Source organism: Aquipseudomonas guryensis, assembly GCF_014164785.1.
In the GTDB taxonomy this organism is placed as follows: domain Bacteria; phylum Pseudomonadota; class Gammaproteobacteria; order Pseudomonadales; family Pseudomonadaceae; genus Aquipseudomonas; species Aquipseudomonas guryensis.
On record NZ_JACJFN010000004.1, the window covers coordinates 221,391 to 237,940 of the forward strand.

The window sequence follows — 16,550 nt, forward strand, 5'->3', positions numbered from 1 at the left end:
TTTCATTCTGGGGTGGCCTGTTGCCTACGGCGCTCCTGGCGTTTGCGCCAGGTATGCCTTACCCACCAGCGCCAGTAGAGCATGGTCAGGTTGTAGGCCAGCAGGGCAAAGCTCAGTCCGGCAATCAGTGAGCCGAGCAGGAAGGGCTGCCAGAGTATGGCCAGTTCTCCGGTGATCCACTCCCAGGTCAGGGAATCGGGCAGCAGCATCGGCGGAATCCCCATGATCCAGGCCCCAAGCTTGTAGGTGCAGTAGAAAACCGGCGGCATGGTGATCGGGTTGGTCAACCAGACCAGGCCTACGGATATCGGCAGGTTAGCCCGTACCGGTACGGCAAGGCTGGCAGCGAGCAGCATCTGCATCGGCAGCGGTATAAATGCGGCGAACAGGCCCACGGCCATGGCCCGTGCCACCGAGTGACGGTTGAGGTGCCAGAGGTTGGGGTCATGCAGCAGGGCGCCGAGGAAGCGCAGGGATTTGTTGGTCCGGATGCTTTCCGGATCGGGCATGTAGCGCTTGAATAAACGACGCGGCATGAAAACTCTCGGGTGGCTGAAGCGCGACTATTATGCACCGATTGCCGGTGACTGGCTTGTGACAGGCCAGCAACGCGAGATAAGCGGTGCCCCAGGACGGCGGCGCCCACAGGGAGAACGGAATGCGCACAGGGATGTTGGCGCTGGCCGCCGGATTGGCCGGCCTTACCGTATTGCCGGCGTTGCCGCCGACCTGGCTGCTGTGGTTGGTGCTGCCAGTCGGGCTGATGCTTTTGCCCTATCGCAGTTACCCCTTGGCCTTGTTCCTCTTCGGTTTGGCCTGGGCCTGCGTTTCTGCGCAGTGGGCGCTGGACGAGCGTCTGCCTGCCGAGCTGGGTGGCCAGACCCTGTGGCTGGAAGGGCAGGTGGTCGGCCTGCCGGAGCAGCGCGCGGGTGTGGTGCGTTTTCATCTTGTCGATGCTGTGGCGCGGCGCCATGCCTTGCCGGGCAAGCTGCGCCTGGCCTGGTATGACGGCCCCGCACTGCAGGCCGGCGAGCGCTGGCGCCTGGCGGTGCGTCTCAAGCGTCCGCAGGGGCTGGTCAATCCACAGGGCTTCGACTACGAAGCCTGGCTGCTGGCGCAACGCATCGGTGCCACGGGCACGGTCAAACAGGGTGAGCTTCTGGCCTCGGCGGGCGGTGTTTCTGCCTGGCGCGACCAACTGCGCCAACGCTTGTTGCGTGTCGACGCCCAGGGGCGTGCCGGCGCGCTGGCTGCCTTGGTGCTGGGCGATGACTCGGGCCTGACTTCTACGGACTGGCGCCTGTTGCAGGACACCGGCACGGTGCACCTGCTGGTTATCTCCGGCCAACATGTGGCTTTGCTGGCGGCCTTGCTCTATGGCCTGGTTGCCGGTTTGGCTCGCCTTGGCCTTTGGCCACGCGGCCTGTCCTGGCTGCCGGCGGCCTGCACCCTGGCCTTCGGCGGAGCCTTGGCTTATGGCCTGCTGGCGGGCTTCGAGGTGCCGGTGCGGCGGGCCTGCGTGATGATCGCGGTGGTGCTGCTCTGGCGCTTGCGCTTTCGCCATCTGGGCGTGTGGACGCCATTGCTGCTGGCCTGGATCGCCGTGCTGCTGATCGAGCCACTGGCCGGGCTGCAGGCAGGTTTCTGGTTGTCGTTCGGCGCGGTGGCGCTGTTGGCTCTGGTCTTCAGCGGTCGCCTCGGCGCGTGGCCCTGGTGGCTGGTGTGGTGGCGCGCGCAGTGGACGCTGGCCCTGGGCCTGTTGCCGCTGTTTCTTGCGCTGGGCCTGCCAATCAGTGCTAGCGGGCCGCTGGCCAACCTGTTTGCCGTGCCCTGGGTGAGTTTTCTGGTGGTGCCGCTGGCGTTGCTGGGTACGCTGCTGTTGCCCGTGCCTGGGGTAGGCGAGGGGTTGTTATGGCTGGCCGGTGGCCTGCTCGAACTGTTGTTCCAGCTGCTGGGTCTGTTGGCCGCGGCGCTGCCGGCCTGGCTGCCCATGCAGTTGCCTTTGTGGGCCTGGCTGCTGGTCAGTCTCGGCGTCTGCCTGCTTCTGTTGCCGGCCGGTGTGCCGTTCCGTGCACTGGGGTTGCCGTTGCTCTTGCCGCTGCTGTTTCCGCCGCAGCAGTTGCCGGCAACCGGGCAGGCGGAAGTCTGGCAACTGGATGTCGGGCAGGGCCTGGCGGTGCTGGTACGCACCCGCGAGCATGCGCTGCTGTATGACGCCGGGCCGCGTTACGGCGATTTTGACCTGGGCGAGCGGGTGGTCGTGCCGTCCCTGCGTGCCCTGGGAGTCAGCAAGTTGGATGTCATGCTGCTCAGCCATGCCGACAGCGACCACGCGGGTGGTGCGCTGGCCGTGCAGCAACGCTTGCCGATCGCACGGGTACTTAGCGGCGAGGCGGCGGTGTTGCCGCGGCAGTTGGCGGCGGATCAGTGCGTGGATGGTGCCAGCTGGCTCTGGGATGGCGTGCGCTTCACCACCTGGCGCTGGGCGCAGGCAGCGGAGGGTAATCAGGCGTCCTGCCTGCTCAAGGTCGAAGCGGAGGGTGAGACCTTGCTGCTGACTGGCGATATCGATACGGCGACCGAACGGGGCTTGGTGGCAGATGGGCGTGAGCTGCGCGCGGACTGGCTGCAGATCCCCCATCACGGCAGTCGCAGCTCGTCCTCGGCGGCTTTTCTCGAGGCGGTTGCACCCTCTGCGGCGCTGCTTTCGCGGGGCAGCAACAACCCTTTCGGTCACCCCCATCCGCAGGTCATGGCGGGCTACCGGGCGCGTGGGATAACGGTTTACGACAACGTGGCCACAGGTGCCCTGCGCATTCGCCTGGGGGCTCGCGAGGCGCCCTACGGCTGGCGCGAACGGCAAGTCTTCTGGCGGGAAAAATGAGAACCGGGGAGGTCTGTTCGGCGGCATCCCTATGCTAGAGTGGCGCCACTTTTCCGAGGGGGATGCACTACCGTGTGGGAATTGGTCAAAGCAGGCGGCTGGATGATGCTGCCGATCATTCTGTGTTCCATCGCAGCCGTCGGCATCATTGCCGAACGCCTGTGGACCCTGCGGCCCAGCCGCATCACCCCGCCCCATCTGTTGGGGCAGGTATGGCGCTGGATCAAGGAAAAAAAGCTCAACAACGAGAAGCTTCGGGAGCTGCGCGCCGACTCGCCGCTGGGGCAGATCCTCGCCGCCGGCTTGGCCAACTCCAAGCATGGTCGCGAGATCATGAAGGAGTGCATCGAGGAAGCCGCCGCCCGCGTCATCCATGAGCTGGAACGCTACCTCAACGCCCTCGGCACCATCGCCGGTATCGCTCCGCTGCTCGGCCTGCTCGGTACCGTGCTGGGCATGATCGACATCTTCAGTGCCTTTATCGGCAACAGCACGGCCAACGCCTCGGTGCTGGCCGGCGGTATCTCCAAAGCGCTGATCACCACCGCAGCCGGCCTGATGGTGGCGATCCCCGCGCTGTTCTTCCACCGCTTCCTGCAGCGTCGGGTCGACGAGCTGGTGGTGGGCATGGAGCAGGAAGCGATTAAGCTGGTGGAAGTGGTGCAGGGCGATCGTGAAGTCGACCTGACCGAGGCGCCGGCTGTGGCAGCCAAGGCGGAAACCCGCAAAGAGGGCAAGAAGGCGTGAAGTTCCGGCGCAAACCGCGGGAAAACGTCGAGATCAACCTGGCTTCGTTGATCGACGTGGTGTTCATCCTGCTGCTGTTCTTCGTGGTCACCACCACCTTCACCCGCGAGACCCAACTCAAGGTCGATCTGCCGGAAGCGGCCAGCGGCACGCCGCCGGAAGAAACTGCGCTGAAGCAGATGGAAGTCCTGATCAGTGCCGAAGGCAGCTACTCGCTGAATGGCCAGGCCCTGCTGAAAAGCGACCTGGAAAGCCTGATGGCGGCTCTGGGCAAGGAATCCGCGGGTGACAACAGCCTGCCGCTGGTGATCAGCGCCGATGCGCAGACGCCGCACCAGGCAGTGATCACCGCCATGGATGCCGCCGGCAAACTGGGCTTTGCCCACCTGCGCATCACCACGGTCGAGGCCGAAGCGGCCAAGCCCTGATGGCGCTCTCCGACCGCCTGCTCGAGGCCTGGTACCGTGGCCATCCACTGCTGACCCTGCTGCGCCCGCTGGAGTGGCTGTACCGGCGGGTGGTGCAGGGCAAGCGCGAGGCGTTCGTCGCCGGGCGTGGCGAGATCTATCGCGCACCGGTGCCGGTCATAGTCGTCGGCAACATCACCGTCGGTGGTACCGGCAAGACCCCCCTGATTCTCTGGTTGATCGAGCATTGCCGCAGCCGCGGTCTGCGCGTCGGCGTGGTCAGTCGTGGCTATGGCGCGCAGCCGCCGCAGCTGCCCTGGCGGGTGCGTGCCGAGCATTCGGCCGCCGAGGCGGGCGACGAGCCGCTGCTGTTGGTGCAACGCAGTGGCGTGCCGCTGGTGATCGATCCGCAGCGCTCGCGCGCCGTACAGGCGTTGCTGGCGCAGGAAGCGCTGGACCTGATCCTCTGTGACGACGGTCTGCAGCACTATCGCCTGGCCCGTGACCTGGAGCTGGTGCTGATCGATGCTGCTCGTGGTTTGGGCAATCGCCGTTGTCTGCCGGCCGGGCCGCTGCGTGAGCCGGTCGAACGTCTGGCTGAGGTGGATGCCGTGCTGTTCAATGGCGCCAGCGCCGACAGCGAGGAGGGTTATGCCTTCCGTCTGCAGCCGACGGCCCTGATTAACCTGCGCAGTGGCGCGCGCGCCGCCCTCGATCATTTCCCGCTCGGCCAGGCCGTGCATGCGGTGGCCGGCATCGGCAATCCGCAGCGTTTCTTCAATACCCTCGAGGCGTTAAACTGGCGGCCAATCGCGCATGCCTTCGCCGATCACGCCAGTTACAGCCCGCAGCTGCTCAGCTTCAGCCCGCCACTGCCGCTGTTGATGACCGAGAAGGATGCGGTGAAATGCCGGGCCTTTGCCGCCGATGACTGGTGGTACCTGGCGGTGGATGCCGAACCGTCGCAGGCGTTCGTCGCCTGGCTGGATGGCGAGCTGAGCCGCCTGTTGCCGCTCAAGCGCTGACTCTTTCTGCTGTTTTCACTCTTTCCAAGGACATCCCCATGGATCCCAAACTGCTCGATATCCTGGCCTGCCCGGTCTGCAAGGGCCCGCTGCAACTGAGCGAAGACAAGACCGAACTGATCAGCAAGGGCGCCGGCCTGGCCTACCCGATTCGCGACGGCATCCCGGTGATGCTGGAAAGCGAGGCACGCACCCTCAACGTCGACGAACGCCTGGACAAGTAAATGACTGCCGCCTTTATCGTTGTCATCCCCGCGCGTTTCTCCTCCAGCCGCCTGCCGGGCAAGCCGCTGCAGGATATCGCCGGCAAGCCGATGGTCCAGCATGTCTGGGAACAGGCGAAGAAGAGCAGTGCGGCGCGGGTTGTGGTGGCCACCGACGATGCGCGCATCTTCGAGGTATGCCAGGGCTTCGGCGCTGAGGTACTGATGACCGATGCCGCGCACAACTCGGGCACCGACCGCCTGGCAGAAGTGGCGACCCAGCTGGGTCTGGCCAGCGACGCCATCGTGGTCAACGTGCAGGGCGACGAGCCGCTGATTCCGCCGAGCATCATTGATCAGGTGGCCGCCAACCTGGCCGCCAATCCGCAGGCTGGCATCGCCACCCTGGCCGAGCCGATCGAGGATGTGCAGGCGCTGTTCAATCCCAACGTGGTCAAGGTGGTCAGCGACAAGACGGGCCTGGCCCTGACCTTTAGCCGCGCGCCGCTGGCCTGGGCTCGCGATGCCTTTGCCAAGAGCCGTGACCAGCTGCCGGCTGGCGTGCCCTATCGCCGCCATATCGGCATCTACGCCTACCGAGCCGGCTTCCTGCATGACTTCGTGGCCTGGGGCCCGTGCTGGCTGGAAGACACCGAGTGCCTGGAGCAGCTGCGCGCCCTGTGGCACGGCGTGCGCATCCATGTCGCCGATGCCCTGGAAGCGCCGCCGGCCGGGGTCGATACCCCGGAAGACCTGGAGCGGGTACGCCGTCTGCTGGGGGCCTGATGAAGGTTCTGTTCGTCTGCCTGGGCAACATCTGCCGTTCACCGACTGCCGAAGGTGTGTTGCGCCAACGCCTGCAGGCGGCCGGCCTGGCCGAGCGGGTGCAGGTGGACTCCGCTGGCACCGGTGACTGGCATGTCGGCAAGGCGCCGGATCAGCGCACCCGCCTGGCCGCGCAGCGCCGTGGTTATGACTTGGCGCCGCTGCGCGCCCGCCAGGTGGCCGTCGAGGACTTTCAGCGCTTCGACCTGATCCTGGCGATGGATCACAGCAACCTCAAGCATCTGCAGGCATTGCGCCCAGGGGGCGCGGCGGCGGAGCTGGATCTGTTCCTGCGTCGCTACCAGCTGGCCCTGGATGAGGTGCCGGACCCTTATTACGGCGGTGACGACGGCTTCGAACAGGTACTCGACCTGATCGAGCAGGCCAGCGATGCCCTGCTCCATGAAATCAGGGGGAGCCTGTGAGCCTGTCGTTGCACGAAAATCTCTCGCTCAAACCCTTCAACACCTTTGGCGTCGATGTGCCGGCCCGCCTGTTTGCCGAGGCGAGCAATGACCAGCAGGTGCGCGAGGCGCTGGCCCTGGCCGCGCAGCGCGAGCTGCCGCTGCTGGTGATCGGCGGCGGCAGCAACCTGTTGCTGACCGGCCCTGTCGAGGCTCTGGTGCTGCGCATGGCGAGTCGCGGCTTGCGCATCCTCAGTGATGACGGCAAGCGTGTGGTGGTCGAGGCCGAGGCCGGTGAGCCTTGGCATCCCTTCGTGCAGTGGAGCCTGGCCCAGGGCCTGGCCGGCCTGGAAAACCTCAGCCTGATCCCCGGCACGGTCGGTGCGGCGCCGATGCAGAACATCGGTGCCTACGGCGTGGAGATCAAGGATGTGTTCGCCGGCCTCACCGCCCTCGATCGACAGACTGGCGAGCTGCACGAATTTGCCCTGGACGAATGCGCCTTCGCCTACCGCGACAGCCTGTTCAAGCAGCAGCCGGGACGCTGGCTGATCCTGCGGGTGCGTTTCGCCCTCAGCCGCAAGACCGCGCTGCATCTGGATTACGGCCCGGTGCGCCAGCGCCTGCAGGCCGAAGGCATCGAGCAGCCGACGGCCAGCGATGTCAGCCGCGCGATCTGCGCCATTCGCAGTGAAAAACTGCCGGACCCGGCCCAGCTGGGCAATGCCGGCAGCTTCTTCAAAAACCCGCTGGTGCCGGCTGAGCTGGCCGAGCGTATTCGCGCCGAGCAGGCCGATCTGGTCAGCTATCCGGCGGCTGAGGGCCAGGTCAAGCTGGCGGCCGGTTGGCTGATCGAGCGGGCAGGCTGGAAGGGCTTTCGCGAGGGTGATGCCGGCGTGCATCGCCTGCAGGCGCTGGTGCTGGTCAACTACGGCGCAGCCAGCGGCGCGCAGTTGCTGGCCCTGGCGCAGCGTATCCAGGCGGATATCCTGGCGCGCTTCGGCGTGCAGCTGGAAATCGAACCGAACATCCTTTGAATCAAGCCTGCATCTGTCGGGGCCGCTTCGGCGGCGAATCTCGCGGATAAATCCGTTCCTACAGGCCGCTCACTTTATTCCGGATATAAAAAAGCCCCGCACCAGGCGGGGCTTTTTCATTACCGGTAACGCTTAGATCTGCACGGCCGGGATCTTGGCGTTAGCAGCTGCTTCGCGGAACTCGGCGATCTGGTCGAAGCTCAGGTAGCGGTAAACGTCGGCAGCCATGCTGTCGATGTTCTTCGCGTACTCCATGTACTCCTCGACGGTCGGCAGTTTGCCGGTGATCGAAGCGACCGCTGCCAGTTCGGCAGAGGCCAGGTACACGTTGGTGGCGTCGCCCAGGCGGTTCGGGAAGTTACGGGTCGAAGTGGAGACCACGGTCGAACCGGTCTGTACGCGTGCCTGGTTACCCATGCACAGCGAGCAGCCCGGCATTTCCATGCGTGCGCCGGCCTTGCCGTAGATGCCGTAGTAGCCTTCTTCGGTCAGCTGGTGGGCGTCCATCTTGGTCGGCGGAGCCAGCCACAGACGGGTCGGAATGCCACCCTTGACCTTGTCCAGCAGCTTACCGGCAGCGCGGAAGTGACCGATGTTGGTCATGCACGAACCGATGAACACTTCGTCGATCTTCTCACCGGCAACGGTGGACAGCAGACGGGCGTCGTCCGGGTCGTTCGGCGCGCAGAGCACCGGCTCTTTGACGTCGGCCAGGTCGATCTCGATGATCTCGGCGTATTCGGCGTCCTTGTCGGCTTCCAGCAGTTGCGGGTTGGCCAGCCAGGCTTCCATGGCTTTGGCGCGACGCTCCAGGGTACGAGCATCGCCGTAACCTTCGCCGATCATCCAGCGCAGCATGGTGATGTTGGAGCGCAGGTACTCGGCAATGGCCTTTTCCGGCAGCTTGATGGTGCAACCGGCAGCGGAACGCTCGGCCGAGGCGTCGGACAGCTCGAAAGCCTGTTCAACGGTCAGCTCGTCCAGACCTTCGATCTCCAGGATGCGGCCGGAGAAGGCGTTGATCTTGCCCTTCTTCTCGACGGTCAGCAGACCCTGCTTGATGGCGTAGTAGGGGATGGCGTGGACCAGGTCACGCAGGGTGATGCCCGGTTGCAGCTTGCCCTTGAAGCGCACCAGTACCGACTCCGGCATGTCCAGCGGCATCACGCCGGTGGCAGCGGCGAAGGCGACCAGGCCGGAACCGGCCGGGAAGGAGATGCCCATCGGGAAACGGGTGTGCGAGTCGCCACCGGTGCCGACGGTATCCGGCAGCAGCATGCGGTTCAGCCAGCTGTGGATGATGCCGTCGCCCGGACGCAGGGACACGCCGCCGCGGGTCATGATGAAGTCCGGCAGGGTGTGGTGGGTGGTGACGTCGATCGGCTTCGGATAAGCCGCGGTGTGGCAGAAGGACTGCATCACCAGGTCAGCGGAGAAGCCCAGGCACGCCAGGTCTTTCAGCTCGTCACGGGTCATCGGGCCAGTGGTGTCCTGGGAGCCGACGGTGGTCATCTTCGGTTCGCAGTAGGTGCCCGGACGGACGCCTTTGCCTTCCGCCAGACCGCAGGCGCGGCCGACCATCTTCTGCGCCAGGGTGAAGCCCTTGCCGCTATCAACCGGGGAGTCCGGCTTCTTGAACAGGGTGGACGGAGCCAGACCCAGCTCGGCGCGGGCTTTCTCGGTCAGGCCACGGCCGACGATCAGCGGGATACGGCCGCCAGCGCGAACTTCGTCGAGCAGCACGTCGGTTTTCAGCTGGAAGGTGGTGACCAGCTCGTCGCTGCCATGACGGCGGACTTCGCCTTTGATCGGGTACACGTCGATGACGTCGCCCATGGCCAGGTTGCTGCAATCGAATTCGATCGGCAGGGCGCCGGCGTCTTCCATGGTGTTGTAGAAGATCGGAGCGATCTTGGTGCCGAAGCAGAAGCCGCCAGCGCGCTTGTTCGGCACGTTGGGGATGTCGTCGCCGAAGAACCACAGCACCGAGTTGGTGGCGGACTTACGGGAAGAACCGGTACCGACCACGTCACCGACGTAGGCAACCGGGAAGCCTTTGGCTTTCAGGGCTTCCATCTGCTTGATCGGGCCAACCGAACCCGGAACGTCCGGGTTGATGCCGTCGCGAGCCATTTTCAGCATGGCCAGGGCGTGCAGCGGGATGTCCGGGCGGGACCAGGCGTCCGGAGCCGGCGACAGGTCGTCGGTGTTGGTTTCGCCGGTGACCTTGAATACGGTCAGGGTGACTTTTTCCGGAACGGCAGGGCGGTTCTGGAACCACTCGCCTTCGGCCCAGGAGGCCAGTACGGCTTTGGCGTTGGCATTGCCGGCCTTGGCTTTCTCGGCGACGTCGTGGAAGGCGTCAAACATCAGCAGGGTGTGCTTCAGTTGCTCGGCGGCAACGGCGGACAGCTCGGCGTTGTCCAGCAGCTCAACCATGGTGGTGATGTTGTAGCCACCTTGCATGGTGCCCAGCAGCTCGACGGCGCGAGTCTTGCTCAGCAGCGGGGAGCTGACTTCGCCCTTGGCCAGGGCAGAGAGGAAACCGGCCTTGACGTAGGCAGCTTCGTCCACGCCAGCAGGTACGCGGTTGGTGATCAGGTCGACCAGGAAGGCTTCTTCGCCGGCCGGAGGATTCTTCAGCAGCTCGACCAGGCCTGCGGTTTGTTCGGCGTTTAGCGGCTGGGGCACGATACCCTGAGCGGCACGCTCTGCTACGTGTTTGCGATAGGCTTCAAGCACAGTTTTTACCCTCATCAGTGGTCGCGAGGTGGCTCGCAACGCTCATCCAGAAAACCATCGCACACTGCGCTTCAGCGCTTTTTGAGCGCCTTGGCCGGTGTGTCGATAGCCTCATACAAGAAGCTGTTTTCAAAGTTTTACGCCGCAGGAACAAGGGCGATGAGGGCTGGCGCAGGTCTTGAGGAGGGCTCGCAGACCTGGCGCCAACGTCGTTCCTGGCGGATTAACTGTGCTCGTGACGCTTTGAAAACAGCTTCTGACGGACATCGACGCCTAAAATGGCGGTCCGATTCTACTGGAACAAGACGCTAAAGTTAAGCGCAAAGCCCGATGCGACTGGCCTGCTGACCTGCGACCAAGGTCTGGCTGCATAAGTCGACAAACGTCTGGCCGGTCAGGGTGACCCACCCCGGCTAAGCGGCTAATATGGCCTGCCTGTTTCAGCGTCCAAATCTACTCGTCATGTCCAATCAGCGCATCAAGACGCCCTGCGTCGGTCTCTGTTCCACGGTTTACGGTGACCTCGTGTGCCGCGGCTGCAAGCGCTTTCATCATGAGGTGGTGAACTGGAACCTATACGGCGAGGAAGAGAAGCACGCCGTCTGGCGCCGCCTGGAGATCCTTCTGGTGCAGGTGATGCAGGGCAAGCTGGAGGTTTTCGATCCCCAGCGCCTGCGCGCGCAGCTGGAGCAGCATCAGGTGCGCTTCGTTCCGGATCAGTCGGTCTACTGCTGGGCTTATCAGCTGATTGCACGGGGCTCGCGGGTGATCAACCGGCTGGATGCCTATGGCGTGGTGCTGATGCCGGAGTTCCGCGACTGGGCGCTGCCAGAGCTGCGCGAGGCCATCGATCGCGAGTTCTTCCTGCTTTCCGAGGCTCATTACGAGCGCTATATCGCCCCCAGGTTTCTCCTTGAGGGCATGGAGATCCGCGTCTGATTTATCTCGCTCCATGAAAAAGCCGCCCGAGGGCGGCTTTTTTGTTGTAGCAGTCTTTGAGCGGGCTCTTAGCGCTGGGCGACCAGCTCTTCCAAATGAGCGATGATCTCGTCCGGCTTGAGTACCAAAACATCGCTTTCCAGGGTATCCAGCACCACTTCCGCCGTGTTGCCAATCAGGGCGCCTGACAGGCCGGTACGCGCCACGGTGCCGATCACGGTGACCACTGCCTTGAGTTTGTCGGCAGTGTAGGGGATCAGTACGTCGGCCGGGCCTTCCTCGACATGCAGGCGGTCATTGCTGACGTCGTACTCGGCCTGGAAGGCTTTGCACTGCTCGCGGTAGCGCGCCTCGATGGTTTCCTTGAGCTGGAAGGTCGGGTCGGCGGCCGACAACATCGGCGACGGATGCGCGCTGATTACATGCAGCGTGCCCTTGGCCAATGCGGCGATGTCATAGCCGTGGCTGACAATGCCGGAATGCAAGGTGCGGTGTTCGGCATCGCTGTTACCCACGTCGACGGCGGCAAGGATGACTCCACCGGTCCACGGCGTGTCGGTCTTGACCATCAGTACCGGACCGGGGCAGTAGCGCAGCAGCTTCCAGTCGTCCGGAGTGAGGATGGCTTTCTTCAGCGGGTTGTCCGGGAAGTGCTGCTTGATCACCAGGCCACAGCCTTCGGCCTGTTGCACGGTGATGATGGTCTGGTAGAGGTTTTCGTGCCAGGCCTGCTGGCTGCTGACGCTGTAGCCTTCCTTGAGCAGGCTGGCCTGGATGTTTTCGAGATGGGCTGCATGCTCCTGCTTTTTGTCGCAGATCAGCAGGTGCAAGTGGGATTGCGTGACTCCGGCAATCAGTTTGGCGCGTTTCAGTGCCAGGCACTCGGCCTGTTGTGGATCCATGACTACCAGAATGCTGCGAATAGCTTGCATGACCGTCTCCCTGAACATGAATGCTTATCTCTGACCTCACTATAGTCGCGTGATGCGCCTGCGGTCTTGACCCGCGTCACGACATCGCTGGCTCTGGGCGCTGCCACTCGTATAATGGCGCGCCCTTGGCCTGCCTGCCAGAGTTGCAGGCGTGCGTAGTGGAGCTGCCGGTGATGACCGAGAACCAATCCATTCTGTTGTACCTGATTTCTGCCTGGCCCTTCGCTGGCGTGGTGGTGGAGGGCGTTGCGCCATGATTTTTCCCGAGATTCATGACTTTCTCGGCTGTGTCACCCCGGATGCCTGGGTGCGTGCGGCGCTGGCCGATCAGGAAATCCTGCTGATCGATCACAAGAACTGCGAGTTCAAGGCGGCTTCTACCGCGCTCAGTCTGATGGCCAAGTACAGCTCCCATGTCGACCTGCTCAACGCTATGTCGCGTCTGGCGCGCGAGGAGCTGGTGCATCACGAGCAGGTGCTGCGCATCATGAAGCGGCGCAAGATCGGCCTGCGGCCGGTCTCGGCGGCACGTTATGCCTCGGGCCTGCGCGCTCTGGTGCGCACCCATGAGCCATACAAGCTGGTGGATACCCTGGTGGTGGGGGCGTTTATCGAGGCACGCTCCTGTGAACGCTTCGCAGCACTGGTGCCGCATCTCGACGAAGAGCTCGGCAAGTTCTATGGCGGTTTGCTGAAGTCCGAGGCGCGGCACTTTCAGGGTTACCTGAAACTGGCCTATCAGTACGGCGAGGAGGCGGATGTGACGCGTACGGTGGAGCGGGTCAGGGCGGCTGAGCGCGAGCTGATCGAGTCGCCTGATAGCGAGTTCCGTTTTCACAGCGGTGTACCGCTCGACTGCTAGGGCCCGATTTACTTGATTTTCTGTCTGTTGGCGGAATCGCAGGCAATAAAAAGCCGGACACTAGGTCCGGCTTTTTATTGCCTCAGTTTCAGGCTTGCGGCTTGGCTTCTTCCGCGTCCTGTTGCTGAGCGGCCTCGACGAGCAGGGCCGGAACTTCTTCCGCTGCTGTCTCGGTTTCGCTTTGCTCAACGGCCGGTGCTTCTACCACGACAGCTTCGGCAGGTGCCTCGGCTTCGGCGGGGGCAGCTTCAGCCACTTCGGCTACCGGTGCTACAACCGCGACCGGTGCTTGCGCGGCAGCGGCGGCTTCGGCAGCCAGGCGCTCGGCTTCGCGCTGGCGACGACGCACTTCGCGCGGATCGTTCGGCGCGCGGCCACCGCTGACGACCGGGGCGGCTGCTTCGACAATTACTTCGGCAGCGGCGGGGGCCACTTCTTCACTGCTGACGCTGGCTGGTGCAGTTTCAGCAACCACCGGGGCAGCTTCCACGACAGCGACTTCTACCACAGCAACTTCTGCCGGGGCTTCGCTCTGGACGGGGGCTTCAACAGCCACGGCCGGTACTTCAACTGCTACTGCAGTTTCAACCACGGCTTCGGCAGTTTCGGCGGCTTCGTTACGGCTGTCGCTGACCGGAGCGCTTTCCACGACTTCGCTCGGTTGTTCGCTGGTCGGTGCAGCTTCTGCTTCTGCGCTGACCAGTGCAGCGCCAGCAGCGGCAGCAGCCACGACGACAGCGCCTTCAGTGCCTTCTTCGGCACTTTCTTCGCTACCTTCGATCAGGTTGCCATCGGCATCACGCTGGCGCTCGCGACGGTTGCTGCGACGACGCTGACCGCGGGAGCGACGACGCGGACGATCGCCGCCTTCGCCACCTTCCTGGCCATCATCGAGCTGCTCGCCGTTTTCCAGTACTTCTTCTTCGGCCACGGCAGCGGCCTGTTCGGCACGCGGCTGACGCTCTTCACGCGGCGGGCGCGGTTGGCGCTCTTCACGTGGTTTGCGCTCGGCGCGTTCTTCGTTGCGCGGTTGCTCGCTACGAACTTCTTCAGTGGCGGCGGCATCCAGCGGCTCGCGCAGTTCGCGTGGGCGACGCTCTTCGCGCGGCTCGCGGGCTTCGCGGGGCTGACGCTCGCGACGCGGCTCCTGGCCCTCGCGGGCTTCCCGCGGCTGACGCTCTTCACGCGGCTCGCGTGGCTCGCGGACTTCACGGGCTTCGCGCGGTTGGCGCTCTTCGCGTGGCTCGCGCGGTTCACGGGCTTCGCGCGGCTGACGCTCTTCACGCGGCTTGCGCTCTTCGTCACGGCTGCCGCGGTTACCACGGTTGCCGTCACGACGGTTCTGCGGACGGCCACCGCGACGCTGCTCATCGCTGCGTGGCTTACGCTCGGCCGGCTTCTCTTCGACTACCGGGGCGGTGGCCTCTTCCTTGCTGGCGAACAGGCTGACCAGCGACTTGACCAGGCCCTTGAACAGGCTCGGCTCCGGGGTCGGTGCGGCCGGGGCGAGCGGGGCAGCTGGAGCCGGGGCGGCGGCGCGCTGCGGAGTGGTTTTCAGCGCAGCTTCCTGGCGCACCAAGGTGCGGGTCGCGGCGGCCGGCTGGACGTCTTCGACTTCGGTCGGAGTCATCTCGTAGCTGGACTGGCCGGTCAACACTTCCGGGCTGTCATCACGCAGACGCTGCACTTCGAAGTGCGGGGTCTCCAGATGATCGTTCGGCAGGATGATGATGCGGGCGCGGGTGCGCAGCTCGATCTTGGTGATGCTGTTGCGCTTCTCGTTGAGCAGGAAGGCGGCAACCGGGATCGGCACCTGGGCGCGGACTTCGGCGGTGCGGTCCTTCAGGGCTTCTTCTTCGATCAGGCGCAGGATGGCCAGCGACAGCGATTCGACGTCGCGGATGATGCCTTGGCCGTTGCAGCGCGGGCAGACGATACCGCTGCTCTCGCCCAGGGACGGGCGCAGGCGTTGACGGGACATTTCCAGCAGGCCGAAGCGCGAGATGCGGCCGACTTGCACGCGGGCACGGTCGGCTTCCAGGGCTTCGCGGACTTTCTCTTCCACGGCGCGCTGGTTCTTGGCCGGGGTCATGTCGATGAAGTCGATCACGATCAGGCCGCCGATGTCGCGCAGGCGCAGCTGGCGGGCGATTTCTTCGGCCGCTTCCAGGTTGGTCTGCAGGGCGGTTTCTTCGATGTCGCCACCTTTGGTCGCACGCGCCGAGTTGATGTCGATGGACACCAGGGCTTCGGTCGGGTCGATGACGATGGAGCCACCGGAAGGTAGTTTCACTTCGCGCTGGAAGGCTGTTTCGATCTGGCTTTCGATCTGGAAGCGGTTGAACAGCGGCACGCTGTCTTCATACAGCTTGATCTTGCTGGCGTACTGCGGCATCACCTGCTGGATGAAGCTGAGGGCTTCTTCCTGGGCTTCGACGCTGTCGACCAGTACTTCGCCGATGTCCTGACGCAGGTAGTCGCGGATGGCGCGGATGATGACGTTGGACTCCTGATAAATCAGGAACGGCGCGGCGCGATCCTGCGAGGCTTCCTTGATCGCGGTCCACAGTTGCACCAGGTAATCGAGGTCGAGCTGCAGTTCGTCGCTGGAGCGGCCGAGGCCGGCGGTGCGCACGATCAGGCCCATGTCGCCTGGGGCGTTGAGGCCGTTCAGCGCTTCACGCAGTTCGTTGCGCTCTTCGCCTTCAATGCGGCGGGAGATGCCACCGGCACGCGGGTTGTTCGGCATCAGCACCAGGTAACGACCGGCGAGGCTGATGAAAGTGGTGAGGGCGGCGCCCTTGTTACCACGTTCCTCTTTCTCGACCTGGACGATGACTTCCTGGCCTTCCTTGAGGACTTCCTTGATGTTGACGCGACCGCCTTCCGGGGACTTGCTGAAGTACTCGCGGGAGATTTCTTTCAGCGGCAGGAAGCCGTGGCGCTCGGCGCCGAAGTCGACAAAAGCCGCTTCGAGGCTGGGCTCGACGCGGGTGATGCGACCTTTATAGATGTTGGCCTTTTTCTGCTCACGGGCGCCGGATTCGATATCCAGGTCGTAGAGTTTCTGGCCGTCTACCAGGGCTACACGCAACTCTTCGGGCTGAGTTGCGTTGATCAGCATTCTTTTCATGTTGTACCAATGGTTTCCGGAGCTGCCGGAAACGGCGGTTGGCACACACGACTCTCACGGTCGGTGTCAGGGCGCGTCAGGAATGGGCGTAAATCATTCCAGTGTCTAGCAACCGTTGGCCTGTGGCGTTTGGGTTGCGACGACGCTCCTGCTTGCTGTGGTGACAGAAGCACTCAGTCAGGGGAGGAATCAACCAGTCGCTGCGGACGATAGTGAAGCGTCTTGATAAAGCTTGTTGCTACGCAGTCCGACGGTTGTGCATCTCCACCCTACACGTATCGCTAAAATCGGGTGCCGCTCGCAGAATCCGCAGCGGGTTAGCATTTTCCGCAAGTTCCCAAAGGGAAGGCTTGCGCGTCTATGGCTCAAGGCGTTGTTTCCGGGATCTTCGCGCTCTTGTGCGGCGAAAG

14 protein-coding genes are annotated in these 16,550 nt (G+C 64.0%); 10 read left to right on the forward strand and 4 right to left on the reverse strand.

Annotated features, from left to right (window positions below):
• Window positions 1-2: 2 nt before the first annotated feature.
• The gene (locus H3H45_RS16235) at window positions 3-536 is read right to left on the reverse strand and encodes a DUF2062 domain-containing protein (protein WP_182834748.1); all 534 of its coding nucleotides are present in this window, start codon (window positions 534-536) and stop codon (window positions 3-5) included.
• 122 nt (window positions 537-658) lie between these two features.
• Here H3H45_RS16235 and H3H45_RS16240 point away from each other — a divergent pair, with 122 nt between their 5' ends.
• From H3H45_RS16240 to murB, 8 genes are all read left to right on the forward strand, one after another.
• A complete protein-coding gene (locus tag H3H45_RS16240; protein ID WP_182834749.1) occupies window positions 659-2,884 on the forward strand; it encodes a DNA internalization-related competence protein ComEC/Rec2 in 2,226 nt (741 codons plus the stop codon).
• A gap of 72 nt (window positions 2,885-2,956) precedes the next feature.
• Complete coding sequence (locus tag H3H45_RS16245; protein ID WP_182834750.1) at window positions 2,957-3,631, forward strand: MotA/TolQ/ExbB proton channel family protein; 675 nt, start codon at window positions 2,957-2,959, stop codon at window positions 3,629-3,631.
• Window positions 3,628-4,059 (forward strand): ExbD/TolR family protein, encoded by a 432-nt coding sequence (locus H3H45_RS16250; protein ID WP_160495072.1) that lies wholly within the window; start codon window positions 3,628-3,630, stop codon window positions 4,057-4,059. Before H3H45_RS16245 ends, H3H45_RS16250 begins: the two co-directional genes overlap by 4 nt.
• Entirely contained in the window at window positions 4,059-5,063 is a 1,005-nt protein-coding gene (gene lpxK / locus H3H45_RS16255; RefSeq protein ID WP_182834751.1) for a tetraacyldisaccharide 4'-kinase, read from the forward strand. Before H3H45_RS16250 ends, lpxK begins: the two co-directional genes overlap by 1 nt.
• Window positions 5,064-5,101: 38 nt before the next feature.
• Complete coding sequence (locus H3H45_RS16260) at window positions 5,102-5,287, forward strand: Trm112 family protein (RefSeq protein ID WP_160079593.1); 186 nt, start codon at window positions 5,102-5,104, stop codon at window positions 5,285-5,287.
• Entirely contained in the window at window positions 5,288-6,052 is a 765-nt protein-coding gene (kdsB, locus tag H3H45_RS16265; protein ID WP_182834752.1) for a 3-deoxy-manno-octulosonate cytidylyltransferase, read from the forward strand.
• Window positions 6,052-6,516 carry a low molecular weight protein-tyrosine-phosphatase gene (locus tag H3H45_RS16270; RefSeq protein ID WP_182834753.1) on the forward strand — a complete coding sequence of 155 codons (465 nt, stop codon included), beginning with the start codon at window positions 6,052-6,054 and terminating at the stop codon, window positions 6,514-6,516. Before kdsB ends, H3H45_RS16270 begins: the two co-directional genes overlap by 1 nt.
• Window positions 6,513-7,532, forward strand: coding sequence for a UDP-N-acetylmuramate dehydrogenase (murB, locus tag H3H45_RS16275; protein WP_182834754.1), 1,020 nt, complete (start codon window positions 6,513-6,515; stop codon window positions 7,530-7,532). Before H3H45_RS16270 ends, murB begins: the two co-directional genes overlap by 4 nt.
• Before the next feature lie 132 nt (window positions 7,533-7,664).
• Here murB and acnB read toward each other — a convergent pair whose 3' ends face one another.
• Window positions 7,665-10,274 carry a bifunctional aconitate hydratase 2/2-methylisocitrate dehydratase gene (acnB, locus tag H3H45_RS16280; RefSeq protein WP_182835009.1) on the reverse strand — a complete coding sequence of 870 codons (2,610 nt, stop codon included), beginning with the start codon at window positions 10,272-10,274 and terminating at the stop codon, window positions 7,665-7,667.
• A gap of 462 nt (window positions 10,275-10,736) precedes the next feature.
• Here acnB and H3H45_RS16285 point away from each other — a divergent pair, with 462 nt between their 5' ends.
• Window positions 10,737-11,213 carry a DUF1289 domain-containing protein gene (locus H3H45_RS16285; RefSeq protein WP_182834755.1) on the forward strand — a complete coding sequence of 159 codons (477 nt, stop codon included), beginning with the start codon at window positions 10,737-10,739 and terminating at the stop codon, window positions 11,211-11,213.
• A gap of 68 nt (window positions 11,214-11,281) precedes the next feature.
• On the opposite strand, the gene H3H45_RS16290 is transcribed toward H3H45_RS16285, so the two are convergent.
• The gene (locus tag H3H45_RS16290; RefSeq protein ID WP_182834756.1) at window positions 11,282-12,145 is read right to left on the reverse strand and encodes a universal stress protein; all 864 of its coding nucleotides are present in this window, start codon (window positions 12,143-12,145) and stop codon (window positions 11,282-11,284) included.
• A gap of 253 nt (window positions 12,146-12,398) precedes the next feature.
• On the opposite strand from H3H45_RS16290, the gene miaE reads away from it, so the two are divergent.
• The gene (gene miaE / locus H3H45_RS16295) at window positions 12,399-13,007 is read left to right on the forward strand and encodes a tRNA-(ms[2]io[6]A)-hydroxylase (RefSeq protein WP_182834757.1); all 609 of its coding nucleotides are present in this window, start codon (window positions 12,399-12,401) and stop codon (window positions 13,005-13,007) included.
• Window positions 13,008-13,095: 88 nt separating this feature from the next.
• Here the strand turns inward: miaE and rne are convergent, their stop codons facing one another.
• Window positions 13,096-16,140, reverse strand: coding sequence for a ribonuclease E (rne, locus tag H3H45_RS16300; RefSeq protein WP_182834758.1), 3,045 nt, complete (start codon window positions 16,138-16,140; stop codon window positions 13,096-13,098).
• Window positions 16,141-16,550 lie beyond the last annotated feature (410 nt).